Origin of the sequence: Oceanicaulis sp. HTCC2633 (assembly GCF_000152745.1) — a bacterium.
Taxonomy (GTDB): Bacteria; Pseudomonadota; Alphaproteobacteria; order Caulobacterales; family Maricaulaceae; genus Oceanicaulis.
In genome coordinates this window covers 1,257,251-1,273,828 of the sequence record NZ_CH672428.1, presented here as the reverse complement: position 1 = coordinate 1,273,828, position 16,578 = coordinate 1,257,251, and the positions used below count along the sequence as shown (strand labels likewise).

Below are 16,578 nucleotides of genomic sequence, written 5' to 3'. Positions count from 1 at the left end.
TGATGGCTGAAGCGAACTCCAAACCGGCCGCCAGCCAGAACGCCCTGCTCAAGGGCTTGCCGTTCGGGCTGGCCATCGGCGCAGCGCTGGGGATTTCCCTCGGCGTGGCCTTCGGTCTCTCGCTGGACAACCCGCTTCTGGGCCTGGGCCTCGGCCTCGCCTTCGGACCGGGCGTCGGTTTGCCGTTCGCTGTCGCTATCGGAACAGCTCTGCTGAACAGGTCAGACGATCCCAAGGATCAAGACGATACGGACACGGAGACCGGAGCATGACTTCGAAGACGGACAATACGCTTCTGTCGAAAATGGATATCGGCAAGGGCCTGCCTGCGGGCGTGGTTCTCGGCCTCATCTTCGGCATCGGTTTCGGCGACTGGCTGGGCAATCTCGCCCTTGGCCTGGCGACCGGGATCGTGATCGGCGTGTGTCTGTCGCCTCTGTTCGGCCTGGCCTTTTCAACGTTCAAGAAGAATGACCAAGGGGGCGGTGACGCGCAGGCGTCATCGTCACAGGAGACCTCACAATGACCTATACGCATTTCAAATTCGAGGTGGACGGCGACGGCATCGCGCTCATCACCTTTGACTCTCCGAACGTCTCGATGAACGTTCTGTCCAACTCCGTCATGCAGGAGATGGGGCAGATCGTCGAGAAGATCGGCTCTGACGACGCCATCAAGGGCGCGGTCATCACCTCGGGAAAGAAAGCCTTCTGCGCCGGCGCCGACCTGTCCGAACTGGGCGGCGGCATGGCCGACCTCAAGGGCCTGTCCGAAGAGGAAGCGAAATCCAAGCTGTTCGACACAGCCTATCGCCTGAACCAGTCCCTGCGGGCGCTGGAAACCTGCGGCAAGCCCATCGCAGCCGCCATCAACGGTCTGGCGCTGGGCGGCGGCTTTGAAGTCACGCTCGCCTGCCATTACCGCGTCATGGCGACCGATACCGGCGCCAAGCTCGGCCTGCCTGAAGCCCTTGTCGGCGTTCTGCCGGGCGGCGGCGGCACCCAGCGTCTGCCGCGCCTGATCGGCGTGATGAATGCGGCCCCGGTCATGCTGCAGGGCAAGCAGCTCGACGCTGAAACCGCCAAGCAGCAGGGCGTGGTGCATGAGATCGCGCCGCTCTCCGAGATCGTCGCCAAGGCGAAGGAACTCGTCAAAGCGGACGCCATGGGCGGCAAGCAGCCCTGGGATCAGGACAAGTTCAAGATCCCCGGCGGCGGCCCCTACCACCCCGCCGGCCTTCAGGTCTTCATGGGCGCATCCCCGATGCTGCTCAAGGAAACCTACGGCAATTATCCGGCCCAGCGTTACATCCTGTCCTGCGTCTATGAAGGCCTGCAGGTCCCGATGGACGCCGCCCTGCGCATCGAGAGCCGCTATTTCACCAAGCTGCTGATGCGCCCCGAGAGCCGGAACATGATCCGTTCGCTCTTCCTGTCCAAGCAGGCGCTGGAAAAAGGCGCACGCCGTCCGGCAGGCGAGCAGAAGGCCGAGATCAAGAAGATCGCCGTCATCGGCGCGGGCTTCATGGGCGCCGGCATCGCCACGGTCTCCGCTCAGGCGGGCATCGAGGTTGTGCTGATCGACGTCAACCAGGAAGGCGCGGACAAGGGCAAGGCCCATGTGGCGGCGCACTTCGCCAAGGGCGTCAAGCGCGGCAAGCTCACCCGGGAAGCGGCGGACGCCAAGACCAACCTCGTCACCGCGACCACCGACTATTCGCTCCTGAAAGACGTCGATCTGGTGGTCGAGGCGGTGTTCGAGAACTCCGAGCTCAAGCACCAGATCACCAAGGCGGCTGAAGAGCACCTGCCCAAGGACGCGATCTTTGGCTCGAACACCTCGACCATTCCGATCACGTCGCTGGCCGAAGCCTCTTCGCGTCCGGAGAATTTCATCGGCGTTCACTTCTTCTCGCCGGTCGAGAAGATGATGCTGGTCGAGCTGATCGTGGGCGAGAAAACCGGCCCGCGCGCCATCTCGCTGTGCCTGGACTTCGTGGCGAAGATCAAGAAGACCCCGATCGTCGTCGCCGACACCCGCGGCTTCTACGCCAACCGCTGCGTGATGCGTTACATCGAGCAGGGCATGTACATGCTGACCGAAGGCGTGAAGCCGGCCCTGATCGAGAATGCCGCCAAGATGGCCGGCATGCCGGTCGGCCCGCTCTCGCTGCAGGACGAAGTGGCCATTGATCTGGGTTACAAGGTGCTTCAGCAGACCAAGAAGGACCTGGGCGATGCGTTCGAGGACACCCCGAACGCGGAAGTCATCGAGAAGATGTACGAGCTGGGTCGTTATGGCCGCAAGAACCAGAAGGGCTTCTACGTCTATACCGACGAAGGCAAGCAGCTTTGGGACGAGCTCGATCAGTTCGCGCCGAACGGCAAGCTGCTCGACGAGCAGCCGACCGTGGACGAGCTGAAGGATCGCATCCTCTACGCCCAGGCGCTCGAAGCGGCCCGGACGATGGAAGAAGAGATCGTCGCCGACCCGCGTGAAGCCGATGTCGGCTCCATCCTCGCCTGGGGCTTTGCGCCCTATACCGGCGGCGTGCTGAGCTTCATCGACACCATCGGCGCCAAGGCCTTCGTGGAACGCGCCGATGCGCTGAAAGCCAAGTACGGCAAGCCGTTCGAAGTGCCTGCCCTGCTGCGCGACATGGCCAGCAAGGGTGACACCTTCTACGGCCGCTTTGCTCCGGCGAAAGCTGCGTAGGCAAGGTCGCAGACCGAACAGGAAAGGCCGGGCGTTTCGCCCGGCCTTTTCATTTGTAACTCGTCTGTCCGGACCCGAGCTGTCAGGCTCATGCTGCATCCATCGGGACGGGATGCGGCATCTTCTGATCAGAGATCGCAACGGGGACAGAACATCATGCTCATCACACTCACGGCCTTCGCCGCCCTCACGCTCGCTCAGGCGACCGAGCCGGACATTGATTTTTCCGGTGTTCAGGATCCGCTCGGCGGGGCGCCGACGCGGGTTCTGGTGCTGGGCACGGCGCACCTCAATCAACTGCCAGAAGGCGCGCTCAATCCCGGCGATCTGGATCTGGTGCTTGAGCGGCTTGAAGCGTTCGCCCCCGACATCATCGCCATTGAAGCCATTGGCGGGCGCGGCTGTGACGAGCTGCGCCGCTATGCCGGGCTCTATGAAGGACTGGCGGATCAGTATTGTCGCGATCCCCAGCCGGCGCTCGACGCTTTGGGGATGAGCCAGCCTGAAGCCTTCATTGAAGCCCGCGCCCGGCTTCAGGACTTCCCGGACGCCCCGAGCGCGTCCGAGCGCCGGGCGATGGCGCTCCTGCTCTACGGGGCTGGCGAGCCCTGGTCCGCTGCGCTGCACTGGGCGCAGCTGGAGGAGGCTGAACGGCTTGCGGAAGATGGTCTGACCGAGGCGCTGGTGGAGGCGTTCAACGCCATGCTGGCCTCACGCAACGAGAACGCGGTTCTCGCCGTGGCGTTGGGGGCCGAGCTGGGACTCGATCATCTGGCGACCATGGATGATCACACGGCGGATTCCATCTATGCCCATGCGCCGGATACGCTGGGACCGACCATCCAGTCGGTCTGGGCGCAATCCGATCCGGAGGTGGATGGCGTGTTTGAGGAGGCGCGCACTTATCTGGGGTCCCCCGAACGGGTGCTGGCGGGCTATCGCTTCATCAATGCGCCGCGCTATCAGCGCGCCACGATCGCTGGCGATTTCGGCCTCGCCGCCGCCACGCCCGACCATGACGCGGTCGCCCGCCAGTATGTAAGCTGGTGGCAGACCCGCAATCTGCGCATGGCGGCCAATATCGTCGAGGCGGCGGGCAATCAGCCGGGCGCGAAAGTGCTGGTCATCGTGGGCGCCTCGCACAAGGCCTATTTCGACGCCTATCTCGACCAGATGCAGGACTGGGAGCTGGTCAGCGTCGATGCGGTGCTGGCGGACTGATCTTTCCCGGAACGGGGCAGGGGGCGTGCGCGTTGTTTGAGCAAGGACAACAGCAAGAAGGAGGCGGAAATGGCTTCCCATTATTCCACCGACGCCGCCCCGGCCGACAATCAGGCTTTCGCCCAACCCTTTGATGAAACAAAGGCGACGGGTCGCAAGGGCGAGCTACGCCCCGATGACGCCAAGCTGGGCGATCATGTGGTTCCGGTTGATCAGGCGCTCGATGGCGCGCGTGGAGAACGGTTCGGCGAGACGGTCGACCAGTCTTCCGCGGGGCGTCTTGGCGCAAGCGAAGAGGCTGTTGAACGTCTGGCGTCCGAGGACAAGGAAAAGTCCAAGAAGAAGCCTGACGACAGTCCGGATCCCGATGACGAGGACGACAAGCTTGATGACGCCCTTGATGACAGCTTCCCGGCTTCCGATCCGCCGCCCATTCGCCCGGGCGAAAGCTAGGACCGAGAACAAGTCTGGAGATCTGTCATGAAGAATGCGTCTGAACAGTCTGTACCGGGTGAACCGGAATCCCTTGATCGCGAGGCCCAGCGCCGACGCGAGGCCGGCGCCGACGGGGCCGAGGCGGACAGGGTGCCAGAGCCCGGACCGTCTGAATACAAGGAGGATGACGACTGAGTCGTGTGTCGAACAGGAAAGCCGGACCTTGCGTCCGGCTTTCCTGTATCTGAGTGAACAGCATTTACTGATAAAAACGAGATGGTTTTCCTCTTGAAAGAATATCGATATTCCAATTGTTAACAGATTCGTTAACCAATGTGCTTGAGTAAAGCCAAAACTATTGCTTAAGATCGGGGTGCTGGGTGGCGATGAGTTCTTGAAGCGGTCTCGTTTCCGCTTCTGGATCCCAACCCCCGGCATGTCAGGCTTCCCTCGGTCCTGACGGGCGGTTCCCCTCAACTGCCGCCCATGACGACCGGCCTCTCCCCTGGAGGCCGCAGCCCCTGGGCCGCTACAGGCGTCAGCTCTGTTTGGGCCCGTGTGCAACCACCGCCCGCCGCCCCGTCCCATCCAGCGGGGCCGGGCGGTGGGTCCATGTCTGGTGTCCGGAAATCTCAAGGAACGCGCGCAAGCATGAAGCACATGGCCAAGGTTTAATCCTGGGCCGTCTTGGCGATCTGTGCTTGCAGCTCCAAATCCAGATCAGGGGCTGTTCAAGGAGACCAGAATGTACGTGATGATGGATGACTCACCCGCCAATGACAATGCACGCAGCCCGGCTCCGGCTCAGCAGCCGCCCCATGAAGACCCGGCCCTGCGCCGCCGCCGCATTGCTGCGGATGAGGCCGAGCGCGAGCACATCTTCAGCCCGGGGCCCTGGGACTGGAAGGCGCCCTGAACCACGCGCCGATGTCGTGGACAGGACAAGGCCCGGAGTTCGCTCCGGGCCTTTTGCCGTTGGGGCTCAGACAGGTATGGACCAGACATCCATCGCCAGGGCGGCATGGGTATAGCTCTCGTGAAGGCTCCGGGCGGCGCCCGTCGCCGCCCCCGCCGCCGCCAGCAGCGGTCGGATGTGCTCGGGACTTGGATGATTGCGCTGTGCGTGAGGCGCAGATCGCCAGGTCTCTAGCGACCGCCAGTCGCCAGCGGCCATGGCCTGGCGCGCCCAGTCTGCAAACGCCATGGCGAAAGGAGCAGGCGGGGCGCCCTCCGGCGCGGACAGGGCGTCGCGCAGCGAATGGGTCATGGAGCCTGAAAAGACGAGCTGGATGTTGTCCTCAGCCAGGGGGGCGAGCGCGCGGCCCAGTGTCCAGCTTTCTGCATCCGGGGTGTTGCGTGCCGGAAGCGAGACCTGGATGACAGGCGTCCGCGCGTCGGGCTCGATGAGGGCCAGGGGAATCCAGACGCCGTGATCCAGTCCGCGGCGGGCGTCCGGCCGGGCCTCAAGGCCGGCCGCCCTGAGGCGGGTGACGAGAGAGGCGGCTCGCAGGGGATCCCCCGGCGCAGGCCAGACAAAGCTCTGAAGCGCCTCGCCAAAGCCGCGGAAGTCATGAACGGTTTCGGGATTCGCAGATGTGGTCACGCAGACGGGCTGGCTCTCCCAATGAGCGGACACCACCACATAGGCGGCGGGCGCAGGCGTTGTCTGTCCATAGGCGATCAGGAAGTCTCGGGCGGGCGACTGACCTGTCAGCAGGCTGGGCGCGCCATGGGACAGGAAGAGGGCGGGGCGACGGGGCATGAAAGGGCTTCCGGACAAGTCGATGTGAGAAGTGAGATGACAAATCCGGCTCTAGAATATAATACCCACAATTCGGGATTTACTCTTTCCCAAGAGGAAAAATATGGACCGGATCGACGCCCTTCGCCTGTTCGCCGCTGTCGCCGAGCTTGAGAGCTTCACCCGTGCGGCGGAGCGATTGGGCATGACCGCGGGCGCCGCGTCCAAGCAGATCTCGGCGCTGGAGGAACGCATGCAGGCGCGCCTTCTGGAGCGCACCACCCGGTCCGTGCGCCTGACCGATGCGGGGCGGGCGCTTCTTGAACGCGTCGGCCCCTGGCTGTCTGAGTATGACGCCATCGAGAACGGACTGGTCGCCGAGCAGGCGGCGGCGGCGGGCATTCTGCGCGTGTCCGCGCCGGTCGATTTCGGGTCCTCGCGCCTCATCCAGCCGATCACGGCCTTCATGGCGCAATGGCCAGCTGTGGAAGTGCGGTTGGAGTTTTCCGACCGGATGGTGGATCTGGTGGACGAGGGTTTCGACCTCGGGGTGCGGATCGGACAGCTGACCGATTCCAGCCTGATTGCGCGCCGCCTGGCGCCGGCGCCTCTGAAAGTGCTGGCGAGCCCGGCCTATCTGAACGCCGCGGGCGCCCCCGAGCACCCCTATGACCTGGCCCGGCATGACTGCATCATCGATCGCAACAAGCCCGCCCCTAACCTCTGGCGGTTCCAGCGTGAGGAGGACTCCGTCGAGGTGAAGGTCTCCGGTCTGCTGACGCTCAATGGCGCGCGTGCGGCCGTCTGCGCAGCCGCCCATGACGCCGGCATCGCCAGTTCGCCCGCCTGGGCCGCCCATGCCGCGCTGGAGGCGGGCGATGTGGTGGAGATTCTTCCTGAATGGGCGCCGGATCATCGCGATCTCTGGGCGGTCTTCCCCTCCAACCGCTACCTGGCCCACAGAGTGCGGCTTCTGGTTGATCACCTCAAGGACTGGTTCAAGGACGGGCTCTAGACCAGAAAGGCCCTGAGCCTATCGGCCAGGGCGTCGCGGTCCTTCATCTCGCATTCCCAGATCACCTGCGTCTGCCAGCCAAGCCTTTCGAGCGCCTGAAGGTTGTCGGCGTCACGCTCCACATTGCGCGCAATCTTGTTGCGCCAGTATTCGGCGTTCTGCTTGGGCTGGCGCGATCCGCGCGCGCACTCATGGCCATGCCAGAAACAGCCATGCACGAAGATGACTTTCCGGCGTCCGGGGAAGACCAGATCGGGTTTGCCGGGCAGGTCCTTGCGATGCAGGCGGAAGCGATATCCCAGTGCATGGGCCAGCCGCCGCACGATCATTTCGGGCTTGGTGTCCTTGCCCTTGACCGCGCGCATGACCCGGGCGCGGTCCTCGGGCGTGAAGACATCGCTGCCCTTGGGGGTCACCATGGCAGCCGGCCCCGCCCCACCAGCGTCCAGCCCATCCAGTTGCGGATGCCGGGCAGGCGGCAGCTCACCCCCATGAAAGCATCCCGCAGTACGCCGATGATCTTCGAGCTTGACTGAAACACCGGCGTCAGCGCCCGGCTCATCAGCGTGTAATAGCCCGCCACGGGCTTGCGTTCGGCTTCAAAGCCCTTGAGCGCATGGATCACGGGCGCATCGTCCTTGAGCTGACGGGCGAGGCTCAGCGCATCGCCGAGCGCCAGATTGGCGCCCTGGCCCAGTTGCGGGCTCATCCCGTGGGCGGCGTCCCCGATCAGCACGGCCTTGCCGCGCCTCCAGCTGGGGCAGACGCAATCGCGATAGCGCGCCTCGGCGAAGACTGCGGCGTCCGTCACGGGATCGATCACGTCCGCCGCGCGGGGCCAGAGCCCACGAAGGCGCGTCTTGAAGGCGTCCAGCCCATCGGCATGCCAGGCGGGAATGGCGTCGCCGCGCAAGGACCAGAAGAAACTGACGCCGGGCCGCCCGTCAGGATCGGCGGGATTGTCGCCCACCGGCAGGAGGCCGATCATCACGTCGCAGCCGCGATAGACCTGATCGAGCAGGCCGTTCCGCCGTCCTTCCGGATCCGGCAGGATCGCCCACATTGCGCCCCACGGATAAACGCGATCACGCGCGGTCGGGCAGATCTGGCGGCGCAGGCTGGAATGGGCGCCGTCCGCCGCGACCACCAGATCGAACGGCTCGCTCATATCGCCGGTTTTAAGCTCAAGTCGCGGTTTGTCGTTCAGGTCGTGCAGGGTGCGAACGCCCTGTCCGGTGCGCCAGTCGATGGATGTTTGAAGCGCGGCGTCATGAAGCAGGTTGAACAGGCTGGCGCGGTGAATGCCGATCCCGACATCGCCGGGCCGGCCATCGGCATAGCGCAGATCGAGCACGGTGCGTCCCTTGGGCGTGCGGCCGATCAGGCGGGTCACTTGCGCGCCGCAAGTCTCGGCCTTCTCTCTGAGACCCATGGCGTCGAGCGCCTCAAGCCCCGAAGGCTGCAACAGCAGGCCCGCGCCCAGCGGACGCGGCGCGTCAAAGCGCTCAAACACGCTGACGGCATGTCCATCCCGGGCGAGAAGGGCGGCGCTGGCCAGCCCGGATATCCCGCTGCCGATGATGGCGATCTTCATGGCTATTCCGCAGGCTCGCTTGCGGGCAGGACCGCTTCAGCGTGTTCCAGGATGGGCTCGAACAGGTTCTCGCGCAGGAAGGCGACCACGGGGGCCGCGACGCCATCACCCGCCAGATGCAGGCCCGCGCTCTCGCGTTGGGGCAGTCTGTACTCATCGGGCAGGCCCATCAGGCGTGCATATTCCCGCGCCGTCATCGGTCGGGTGCGCACGCGGCCGGATCGCACCGAGACAATGAACTGGCGCGACGAGCCGCCGCCGGGCGTGCGCAGGCAGCCCGCCAGTCCGTCAAAGCGCACCTCGGCGCGCTGGATGCGCTCGCCCTTCTCCATGCGGGTCCGGCGATAGAGCGCGCCGATCATGGGTGCATCAGACTGACGCGCCGCCTTGAGCTTGGCCTTGTTGCCCGGGCTCATCATGGCGAGCAGTCGCCGGGTCTCTTCCGGGCTGTGCCAGGGGGTGCGGCGGGCCGGTTCGATCAGATCGCCGAGGGTCTGGTTCGGTATGGGCGGCACGGGCAGGGCCCACCACAGCCAGTTAGTCTTTTGCGCTTCGGGCAGGCGTTCCGCCGCCCGGCGCACCGCGCGGGTATGAAAGGGCGAGATGCCGTCCGGCGCTTCATCGAGCACCAGCTCGTCGGGAATGGGGATGTCCTTGCGCAGCGCCACGACGAACAGGCGCGGGCGCGATTGCGGCACGAACCAGCGCGCATCGATCTCCAGCGCGCCGACCCGGTATCCGCCTTCGTCCAGGGTCTGGCACAGGGCGGCGAAATCAGCGCCGTTTGAACAGGTCAGGAGCCCGGTGACGTTCTCGAGCGCGATCAGCTTGGGGGCCCGACCTTCAGCTCTGAGCCCCTCGATCAGCCGCCAGAAGCCGTAGAACACGCCCGAACGTTCACCCGCCAGCCCGGAGCGCGGGCCGGCCAGGGACAGATCCTGACAGGGAAAGCTCGCCCAGGCGAGATCCGCTTCGCCGGGCAGGTCTGACGGTTTGAGCGCGCAGACATCGCCCTGGTGGAAATGGTCATCACCGAAATTGTCGCGATAGGCGTTCGCCTTGTCCGCGTCGATATCATTGGCGAAATGGCAGCGCCAATGCGCGCCAAGTCCCAGGCGCGCCATCCCGCCGCCACAGAAGAACTCGTAATAGCCGTATCGGGAATCACTGCGCATGAGCGACAGCATACAGGCTTGGCGCTTTTCACGAAGCGCGAGAGGACGCTAAAGTGCGCCCCGACTGTGACGGGCAGGGGCGGTCAGCTTCAGGATGACGACGATATGAGGCTTAATTTCGTCCGCTTTGCGGGACTTTTCGGGCTGGTTCTGATGGCGAGCGCATGCTCGCAAACCTTGCCGCCTCCGCCTTCGCCCATGGCGAATTTCGGCGCGCCCACGGAGTCCCGGATTTTCGCGCCCACTCCGAGCCTGGCTCCGGACACGCGCCCCGACACGGAGCCGACCTCGGGCTATGAGATAGACGGGGCGGGCTTTTATGGCGATCTGCACTTTCTGGAAGCGGACGGAGCCGTGCGCGCCGTTTACGCCCATGCCGTCGAGGGCGATGTCACCGTCTACGCCGAGCTCCGTCCAGACAGCCAATGGCTGAGTGACGGCGTGCGCCGCTTTGAAGGCTATGCCGAGGACGGGGCGGCGATCACGATCGAGCTCGAAGCGGGCGTCTGCGAAGTGAATGATCGCCAGTATGGCCGGTTCGCCCACATCGAGACCGAGGGCGGCGCCTATCAGGGCTGCGCATCGGAAATCGGGCCGCAACCGAGCTGGTCTGATGAATTGCCGCGTTATCTGCCTCTGATCCGGACCTGTCTGGATCAGAGTCAGTCCTCCTCCATGGCGTTTGTCCGGGGGGCGGGGCGGGCGCAGGTCCTGCATGTGGCGGCGACGGGCCCGGACGCCGTGGTGCGGATGAGGTTTGGCGAGTCCGGGCGCTGGGATTGCACGCTGGAGAACGGACAGGCCCGCTGGCGGGTGGTGAGTGATGATGCGCCCGCCCGTGAGGGCGAGGGTGATCCGGTCTTCATCCTCAATGTGATGCCCGAAGCCGGGGAGGCCTGCGCCGTTTATGAGCGCGTGGTGGACCAGACAGGCGAGACGCTGGGCGCTCTGGGGTATGACGCCTGCCTGAGCGGGCCCATGGCGCAACTGGAACCCGGATTGCGTTTCTGATGTCAGGTTCGGAACTTCTGGCGTCAGGTTTCCGACTCGCGGCAAGAGATGCGGTATGATGATACGCGTTCTGACAGCTTCGGCTCTGGCCGCCCTGACCTGCAGCGCCGCCCAGGCGGACCTGCGCGACGTCTCCGTGTTGCAGGAGGCCGGGCGCACCCAGCTCTGGCTCAGCTTCGACGAGCAACCCCAGGCGGTGCAGGTGCGGCCCGGCGAAGGGCTCGTCCTGCACGTGGACGGCGTATCCTCCGAAGGTTCGCGCCGGATCGAACCAGCCGTCCGGGGTCCTGTTTCGGCGCTCGCGCTGAGCCGCGCGCCCAATGGCGTCTCCATTTCCGTTTCGGGCGCCTTTTCCGGCGGCGAGGCGGAAGTACGACAGGGCGGCGTTCTGGTCACGCTCCTGAACGTGACGGGCGTGTCCGCCCCGATCAGTCGCACGCCGCCCCGCACGCACGCGACGGAACAGGCGCGTCCGGCCGAGAGCGCCCCGCACACGGAGCCGGCGCAGGGTGCGTCGTCCCAAGCCTCAGCCGCATCGGCCGATCATGGCGGGTCAGGGCATGCGTCGTCCGCCGCGCCTTCAACGCATGAGGCTGACCCCGGCGAGGCTGCCCCTGCAGGCAATACGCCTGCGCACTCTCACGCCACTTCCGCTCATGAGCCTGCATCGGGTCAACCCATGCAATTGGGCGGGGACGTGGTGATTGATGAAAGCGTGTGTCCGGACTCAGCGGCCCGGCTCGCCGATGCGCCCTGGGATCTGAACCTGCTCTCTACGCATGCAGACTGTCTTGTGAGCATGGGCGACAGCGAGGGCGCTGTTGCGCTCTATCAGCGGGTGCTGGCGTTTGATCCGCGCCATTTCCAGGCGGCCCTCGGGCTGGCGCGCATTCTCAGCGATCAGGGTGATCATCAGGCCGCCGCGGAATTGTTTGACACGGCAGCCAGCGCCGCCCGCACGGACGGTCAGGCGGTCCAGGCCCGCATGGCGGCAAGGCGCGCCCGCGAACTGGCGGGCTCGGGCGGTCAGTAAGCCAGTGTCAGAGGACCAGCTCCGGCTGGGTTCTTGATTGCAGCTGGGCGAGCCGGTCCGGGCTGACGCGCTCCAGTCGGCGGGTTTCAAGGTTCAGCATGCAGGCGACCGCTTCCATGCTCCACAACGGGCGTCCGCTGACCGGATCCAGCGCCCAGTGCACCAGGGTGCGCACAGTCTCTGTTGCGGATTTGAGTCCCGACCGGATGACGAAACCTTCGCCCTGGGTGGGGAAACGGCGGAAGCTGAGGCGGGATTCCAGGACGGCGCTGGCGACGCGTATCGGCGTATTGTCCGCAAACGCCTGCCATTGCTCGGGAAAGCCGTCGCTGAAGTGAATGACGCTGTCGGACACCTTGCCGATCCCGAACTCGGCGCGCATGCGGCCAAAGGCGTCAAGCTCATCGCGATTGATCCGGCCGCGCCCGATTTCCTGAAGGCCCAGCGTCTGCGCCCTGGATAGCGACAGAGTCTCGCTGGGCGCCGCCATGCCCAGGCTGCGCGTCGTCAGCAGCTCCGGGCGGTCGATCAGGCTGGCGTCGAGCGCCTCGAGACTGCGCTGCGGCCAGCCAAACACCCGTCCGGTCAGCGCATGGGAGTGCTCTGCGCGGATCTCGAATGTGGCGGCGGGCGTGTTGCTGGCGGCGTGAAACAGGATCATGGCCACTGTCAGGCTGGTCTCGTCATGACCGATGACGCCGCCCGAAATATGCAGGGGCGCCCCCGGACGGGCTTCCGCCAGGAACCGGAGGGTGACATCGCGGGGGATCAAGGTGGCCGTGGCGTCCGGCGCGAAGGCGTGATGCATGCCCAGCTGGTCCGCGAGGCCCGCCAGCGCTTCCTGCGCCTTTGCCATATAGAACCGGACATTGAGATGGCCCAGCTCGTCACATTCCCATGTATTGGCGTTGCCGCGCCACAAGACCCGCATTGGCTGAACTCCCATCTGTTTCAGATGGAAAGCTAGGGCGCTTCGCCGGCTCTGTCAGGGCTCCGGGACGTAAAAGCGAGGAGGCGTCAGTTGGCGCAGCGCGCGCACTGGCCGTAATGCTCGACCACGCTGCGGCTGATCACGAAGCCGTCGGGGGCGTCGGACGGCGCACGGTGCATGTGGCGCTCATCGACATTGCCGCAGGACTCACAGATGAAGAGTTCGGCTGACCCGGTGCAGGGATCCTCTTCATCATGCCCGTTCAGGCAGGCGGTATAGGCGTTCAGCGCTTCGACCTTGTGGGCGAGACCTGCGCGGGTGAGGAAGTCGAGCGCGCGATAGACCGTAGGGGGCTGGGCGGCGCCGCCGGGCTTGAGGGCGGACAGCAGGTCATAGGCTTTGACCGGACCGCCAGCCTCCACCAGCAATTCCAGAACTCGCCGGCGCATGGGCGTCAGCGACAGGCCGCGCTCGGTGCAGAACCGTTCGGCGGCGTCGAGTGTTTGAATCGCACTGGTCATGGCTTTCACTCTAACGGCTTTCGCAGGACGGCGCGAGTACGGGGGCCAGCCTGAGGGGATCATCGTGTGGTCCGGATTGCGAACTCTTCATGCGCATAAGTGGGAATCCAGACTTGATGCGCCAAGAGGGTGACGTTATGACATTACGTAACGTGACTTTATAACATTGCGGGGTAGTTCCATGGCGTCAGATTTCTCACATGCTCGTCGGCTGGGGGCCGCCGTCAGCCTGCTTGCGCTGACCGGATCTGCGGCTCTGGCGCAGACCGCGATCCCTGCAGAGGCTGACGCCGATGACGTCATTGTGGTCCGCTCTGCTCCCCTCCAGCTCAGAAGCGAGGAGATGGTGGGCTCTGTCGGTGTCGTCTCCGCCCGACAGATCGAACGCGACCTCAACGGCAATATCGCCGACACGCTCGATCGTCTTCCGGGCGTGAACAGCACCTATTTCGGCCCGGCCGCCGGTCGCCCGATCGTGCGGGGTCTGGGCGCGGATCGCGTGCGCGTCCTGATCAATGGTCTGGGCGCGCTGGACGCGTCGAGCGCCAGCCCCGACCATGCGGTATCGGCTGAAGCGCTGGGCGCCCGACAGATCGAGGTGCTGCGAGGTCCCGCGGCGATCGCCTATGGCGGCGGCGCAGTCGGCGGCGTTGTCAACGTGCTCGACGGACGCATCCCGAGCGAGCGCAATGAGAATCTGATTGATGGCTTCGCCTATCTCGGCGCCACGAGCGTGGATGAGGGCGCGCAGGCGGCGGGTCGCGTCACCGCGGACTTCAATGGTCTGATGATCCAGCTCGAAGGTCTCAAGCGCGAAGGCGATGATTTCGACATTCCCGGGTTCGCCGAAACCGAAGCCCTGCGTGAAGACCACCATCATGAGGATGAAGACCATGACGACGGTGAGGATCATCACGATGAGGAAGAGCCGGCCCATGGCTCGGTTCCGGATTCCGACTACACCTTCGAGACCTATTCCGGCGCCGTTTCGCTGGTTCGAGACTGGGGTTTTATCGGCCTCTCTGTGAAAGAGACGGACGCCGAATACGGTCTGCCCGGCCATGATCACGCCCATGAGGAGGAGCATGACCACGAAGAGGGCGAGGATGATCACGACGAGGATCACGATGATCACGCCCATGAGGGCGAAGAGGCGCCGCGCCTCGTACTCGACCAGACCCGCATCGACCTGCGCGGTGAGCTGAACCGGGACGCCCTGTTCAACCGGGTTCGCTGGAGCTTTGCTCATGCCCATTACACTCATGCGGAGCTCGAAGAGGGGGAAATCGGGACCCTGTTCCGCAAGAACGGCTTTGAAGGCCGGATCGAGGTGGGCCATGACCATGGAGGCGATCGCCAGGGCGCCTGGGGCATTCAGGCGCTGACCCAGGACTTCTCCGCCGAGGGTGATGAGAGCTATATCGAGCCGGTCACCACCCAGGACTGGGGCGCGTTCGTCACCGAGCGCTGGGACAATGGAGACTGGGGTCTTGAAGGCGGTCTGCGGGTCGAAAGCAGGGAGCTGAGCGGCCAGCGTGCAACGCGTTCATTCGACACGGTGTCCGGTTCCGGATCGGTGTTCGTACGTCCGCGTGAAGACTGGTTCCTCGCAGCGACCCTGTCGCGCACCGAACGCGCGCCGACGGATGCGGAAGTCTTTGCTGACGGGCCTCACGCCGCCACACGCGCCTATGAACGGGGCAGCCTGGATCTCGATACGGAAGTGGCCTGGTCGGGCGAATTGACGGCCCGGTACTCCGGCGCCCGCGTCTCGGCTGAGGGCAATGTGTTCTACGCCGATTATGACGGCTTCATCGGTCTGTTTCCGACGGGCGAGGAGGAGGAAGGCTTTGACGTCTTTGAATATCGCCAGGCCGATACGGCGCTCTATGGATTTGAAGCGCAGCTGACAGCGGCTCTCGGCGCCGTCCGAGGCTGGGCGTTCAGCGGCGAGGCCAGCCTTGATTATGTTCGCGGCACGGTGGATGACGGCGGCGATCTGCCGCGCATTCCGCCTTTGTCCTCCAATATCGCGCTGATCGCCGAACGGGGCGTCTGGTCCGTGCGTGGCGAGGCGCATCTGGTGGCCGATCAGGATGAAACCGCAGCGTTCGAGACCGAGACCGATGGCTACGCCATGTTCAATGCGGATCTCGAAGTGACCCCGTTTGCGGACCGGGATGTGCGCGTCATTCTCGGCGTGCGCAACATCACCGACGAAGAGGGGCGGGTGCACACCTCCTTCCTGAAGGACCAGGTGCCGTTGCCGGGGCGGAATGTGCGCATCGCAGTCCGGACCAGCTTCTAAAGCAGGGTGCTTCCCTTCCCTGCGGCAGGGCGCCGCGCGTCAGCCGGACGCGCGGCGCCTTGCCATATATCAAACCTTCGCGAGCGGGCGCAGAAAGTCCCCATCTTCACTATGGGAAAAGGGACGTACCCATGAAAAAGCTCCTTCTCGCCGCCGCCGGCGTTGTTGCACTGACCGGCATGACGGCTCCCGCTGCCCTGGCCGAAAAGGGCGACTGGCAGTTCCGCGTGCGCGCCATCACCGTTCAGCCTGATGAAGGCGCGGACATCCAGACCATTGGCGGCGATGTCGATATCGACACCTCTGTCGTGCCGGAATTCGACATCAGCTACTTCTTCACCGACAACATCGCCGCAGAACTGATCCTGGGCGTCACGCCGCATGACGTGATGGCGGTGGACACCGCTGTCGGTGATCTTGATCTGGGCGACGTCACCCTGCTGCCGCCGACCCTGACCCTGCAATATCACTTCAACCCTGAAGGTCAGGTCCGTCCGTATCTCGGCGCGGGCGTGAACTACACGATCTTCTTCAATGACGATCTGCCCTCCGGCACGATCCTGGACGGCATCGACTATGACCCGTCCTTCGGCCTCGCGCTTCAGGCGGGCGTCGATTACGCGATCAACGAGCGCTGGTTCCTGAACTTCGACGTCAAGAAGGTCTGGATCAACACCGATGTGACCGTGGACGCGAGCACGGCGCTCAACGCGGTCGTCAATGCAGACGTGGACATTGATCCCTGGATTGTCGGCGTTGGCTTCGGCTGGCGTTACTAGACGCCTGCACAAGGGAGAGCCCCTGCTGGGGCCTCCCTCAGGGGTTGGGGACTGTTACGGGCGCTTCGCGATTGCGGGGCGCCCGTTTTGCATGGCGTG

The 16,578-nt window shown here is 64.8% G+C and carries 18 protein-coding genes; 12 read left to right on the top strand and 6 right to left on the bottom strand.

What is annotated here, in order from left to right; all coding sequences use genetic code 11:
- The first annotated feature begins 2 nt into the window (after positions 1-2).
- From OA2633_RS06000 to OA2633_RS16055, 7 genes are all read left to right on the top strand, one after another.
- On the top strand, positions 3-272 hold the full coding sequence (locus OA2633_RS06000) for a hypothetical protein (RefSeq protein WP_009801609.1): 270 nt from the start codon (positions 3-5) through the stop codon (positions 270-272).
- Positions 269-526, top strand: a complete 258-nt coding sequence (locus OA2633_RS05995) for a hypothetical protein (protein ID WP_009801608.1) — start codon at positions 269-271, stop codon at positions 524-526. Before OA2633_RS06000 ends, OA2633_RS05995 begins: the two co-directional genes overlap by 4 nt.
- Positions 523-2,715: a 3-hydroxyacyl-CoA dehydrogenase NAD-binding domain-containing protein gene (locus OA2633_RS05990; protein WP_009801607.1), complete on the top strand. Its 2,193-nt coding sequence runs from the start codon at positions 523-525 to the stop codon at positions 2,713-2,715. The genes OA2633_RS05995 and OA2633_RS05990 overlap by 4 nt, the downstream gene beginning before the upstream one ends.
- 156 nt (positions 2,716-2,871) lie before the next feature.
- On the top strand, positions 2,872-3,936 hold the full coding sequence (locus tag OA2633_RS05985) for a DUF5694 domain-containing protein (protein WP_009801606.1): 1,065 nt from the start codon (positions 2,872-2,874) through the stop codon (positions 3,934-3,936).
- Between the two features lie 69 nt (positions 3,937-4,005).
- Positions 4,006-4,389 carry a hypothetical protein gene (locus OA2633_RS05980; RefSeq protein WP_009801605.1) on the top strand — a complete coding sequence of 128 codons (384 nt, stop codon included), beginning with the start codon at positions 4,006-4,008 and terminating at the stop codon, positions 4,387-4,389.
- Positions 4,390-4,416: 27 nt separating this feature from the next.
- On the top strand, positions 4,417-4,566 hold the full coding sequence (locus OA2633_RS16060; protein ID WP_009801604.1) for a hypothetical protein: 150 nt from the start codon (positions 4,417-4,419) through the stop codon (positions 4,564-4,566).
- A 550-nt stretch (positions 4,567-5,116) separates the two neighbouring features.
- The gene (locus OA2633_RS16055; protein WP_009801603.1) at positions 5,117-5,287 is read left to right on the top strand and encodes a hypothetical protein; all 171 of its coding nucleotides are present in this window, start codon (positions 5,117-5,119) and stop codon (positions 5,285-5,287) included.
- A 66-nt stretch (positions 5,288-5,353) separates the two neighbouring features.
- On the opposite strand, the gene OA2633_RS05975 is transcribed toward OA2633_RS16055, so the two are convergent.
- Positions 5,354-6,133: a class III extradiol ring-cleavage dioxygenase gene (locus OA2633_RS05975; protein ID WP_009801602.1), complete on the bottom strand. Its 780-nt coding sequence runs from the start codon at positions 6,131-6,133 to the stop codon at positions 5,354-5,356.
- A 103-nt stretch (positions 6,134-6,236) separates the two neighbouring features.
- On the opposite strand from OA2633_RS05975, the gene OA2633_RS05970 reads away from it, so the two are divergent.
- Positions 6,237-7,127: a LysR family transcriptional regulator gene (locus tag OA2633_RS05970; RefSeq protein ID WP_009801601.1), complete on the top strand. Its 891-nt coding sequence runs from the start codon at positions 6,237-6,239 to the stop codon at positions 7,125-7,127.
- Here OA2633_RS05970 and OA2633_RS05965 read toward each other — a convergent pair.
- The 3 genes from OA2633_RS05965 to OA2633_RS05955 are packed head-to-tail and all read right to left on the bottom strand — an operon-like array spanning position 7,124 to position 9,908.
- Positions 7,124-7,546, bottom strand: coding sequence for a very short patch repair endonuclease (locus OA2633_RS05965; RefSeq protein WP_009801600.1), 423 nt, complete (start codon positions 7,544-7,546; stop codon positions 7,124-7,126). The genes OA2633_RS05970 and OA2633_RS05965 overlap by 4 nt on opposite strands.
- Entirely contained in the window at positions 7,540-8,721 is a 1,182-nt protein-coding gene (locus tag OA2633_RS05960; RefSeq protein WP_009801599.1) for an NAD(P)/FAD-dependent oxidoreductase, read from the bottom strand. Before OA2633_RS05960 ends, OA2633_RS05965 begins: the two co-directional genes overlap by 7 nt.
- 2 nt (positions 8,722-8,723) lie before the next feature.
- The gene (locus tag OA2633_RS05955) at positions 8,724-9,908 is read right to left on the bottom strand and encodes a DNA cytosine methyltransferase (RefSeq protein ID WP_009801598.1); all 1,185 of its coding nucleotides are present in this window, start codon (positions 9,906-9,908) and stop codon (positions 8,724-8,726) included.
- 93 nt (positions 9,909-10,001) lie between these two features.
- Between OA2633_RS05955 and OA2633_RS05950 the strand changes: the two genes are divergently transcribed.
- Both OA2633_RS05950 and OA2633_RS05945 read left to right on the top strand, forming a co-directional pair.
- Positions 10,002-10,907: a hypothetical protein gene (locus OA2633_RS05950; RefSeq protein ID WP_156776146.1), complete on the top strand. Its 906-nt coding sequence runs from the start codon at positions 10,002-10,004 to the stop codon at positions 10,905-10,907.
- Between the two features lie 55 nt (positions 10,908-10,962).
- Positions 10,963-11,940 carry a tetratricopeptide repeat protein gene (locus OA2633_RS05945; protein ID WP_009801596.1) on the top strand — a complete coding sequence of 326 codons (978 nt, stop codon included), beginning with the start codon at positions 10,963-10,965 and terminating at the stop codon, positions 11,938-11,940.
- A gap of 7 nt (positions 11,941-11,947) precedes the next feature.
- On the opposite strand, the gene OA2633_RS05940 is transcribed toward OA2633_RS05945, so the two are convergent.
- Together OA2633_RS05940 and OA2633_RS05935 are read right to left on the bottom strand one after the other, a co-directional pair.
- A complete protein-coding gene (locus OA2633_RS05940) occupies positions 11,948-12,871 on the bottom strand; it encodes an acyl-ACP thioesterase (RefSeq protein WP_009801595.1) in 924 nt (307 codons plus the stop codon).
- 86 nt (positions 12,872-12,957) lie between these two features.
- Positions 12,958-13,392, bottom strand: a complete 435-nt coding sequence (locus tag OA2633_RS05935) for a transcriptional regulator (protein WP_009801594.1) — start codon at positions 13,390-13,392, stop codon at positions 12,958-12,960.
- 181 nt (positions 13,393-13,573) lie between these two features.
- Between OA2633_RS05935 and OA2633_RS05930 the strand changes: the two genes are divergently transcribed.
- Complete coding sequence (locus tag OA2633_RS05930) at positions 13,574-15,700, top strand: TonB-dependent receptor (protein WP_009801593.1); 2,127 nt, start codon at positions 13,574-13,576, stop codon at positions 15,698-15,700.
- Between the two features lie 131 nt (positions 15,701-15,831).
- On the top strand, positions 15,832-16,479 hold the full coding sequence (locus tag OA2633_RS05925) for an OmpW family protein (protein WP_009801592.1): 648 nt from the start codon (positions 15,832-15,834) through the stop codon (positions 16,477-16,479).
- The last annotated feature ends 99 nt before the right edge of the window (positions 16,480-16,578 follow it).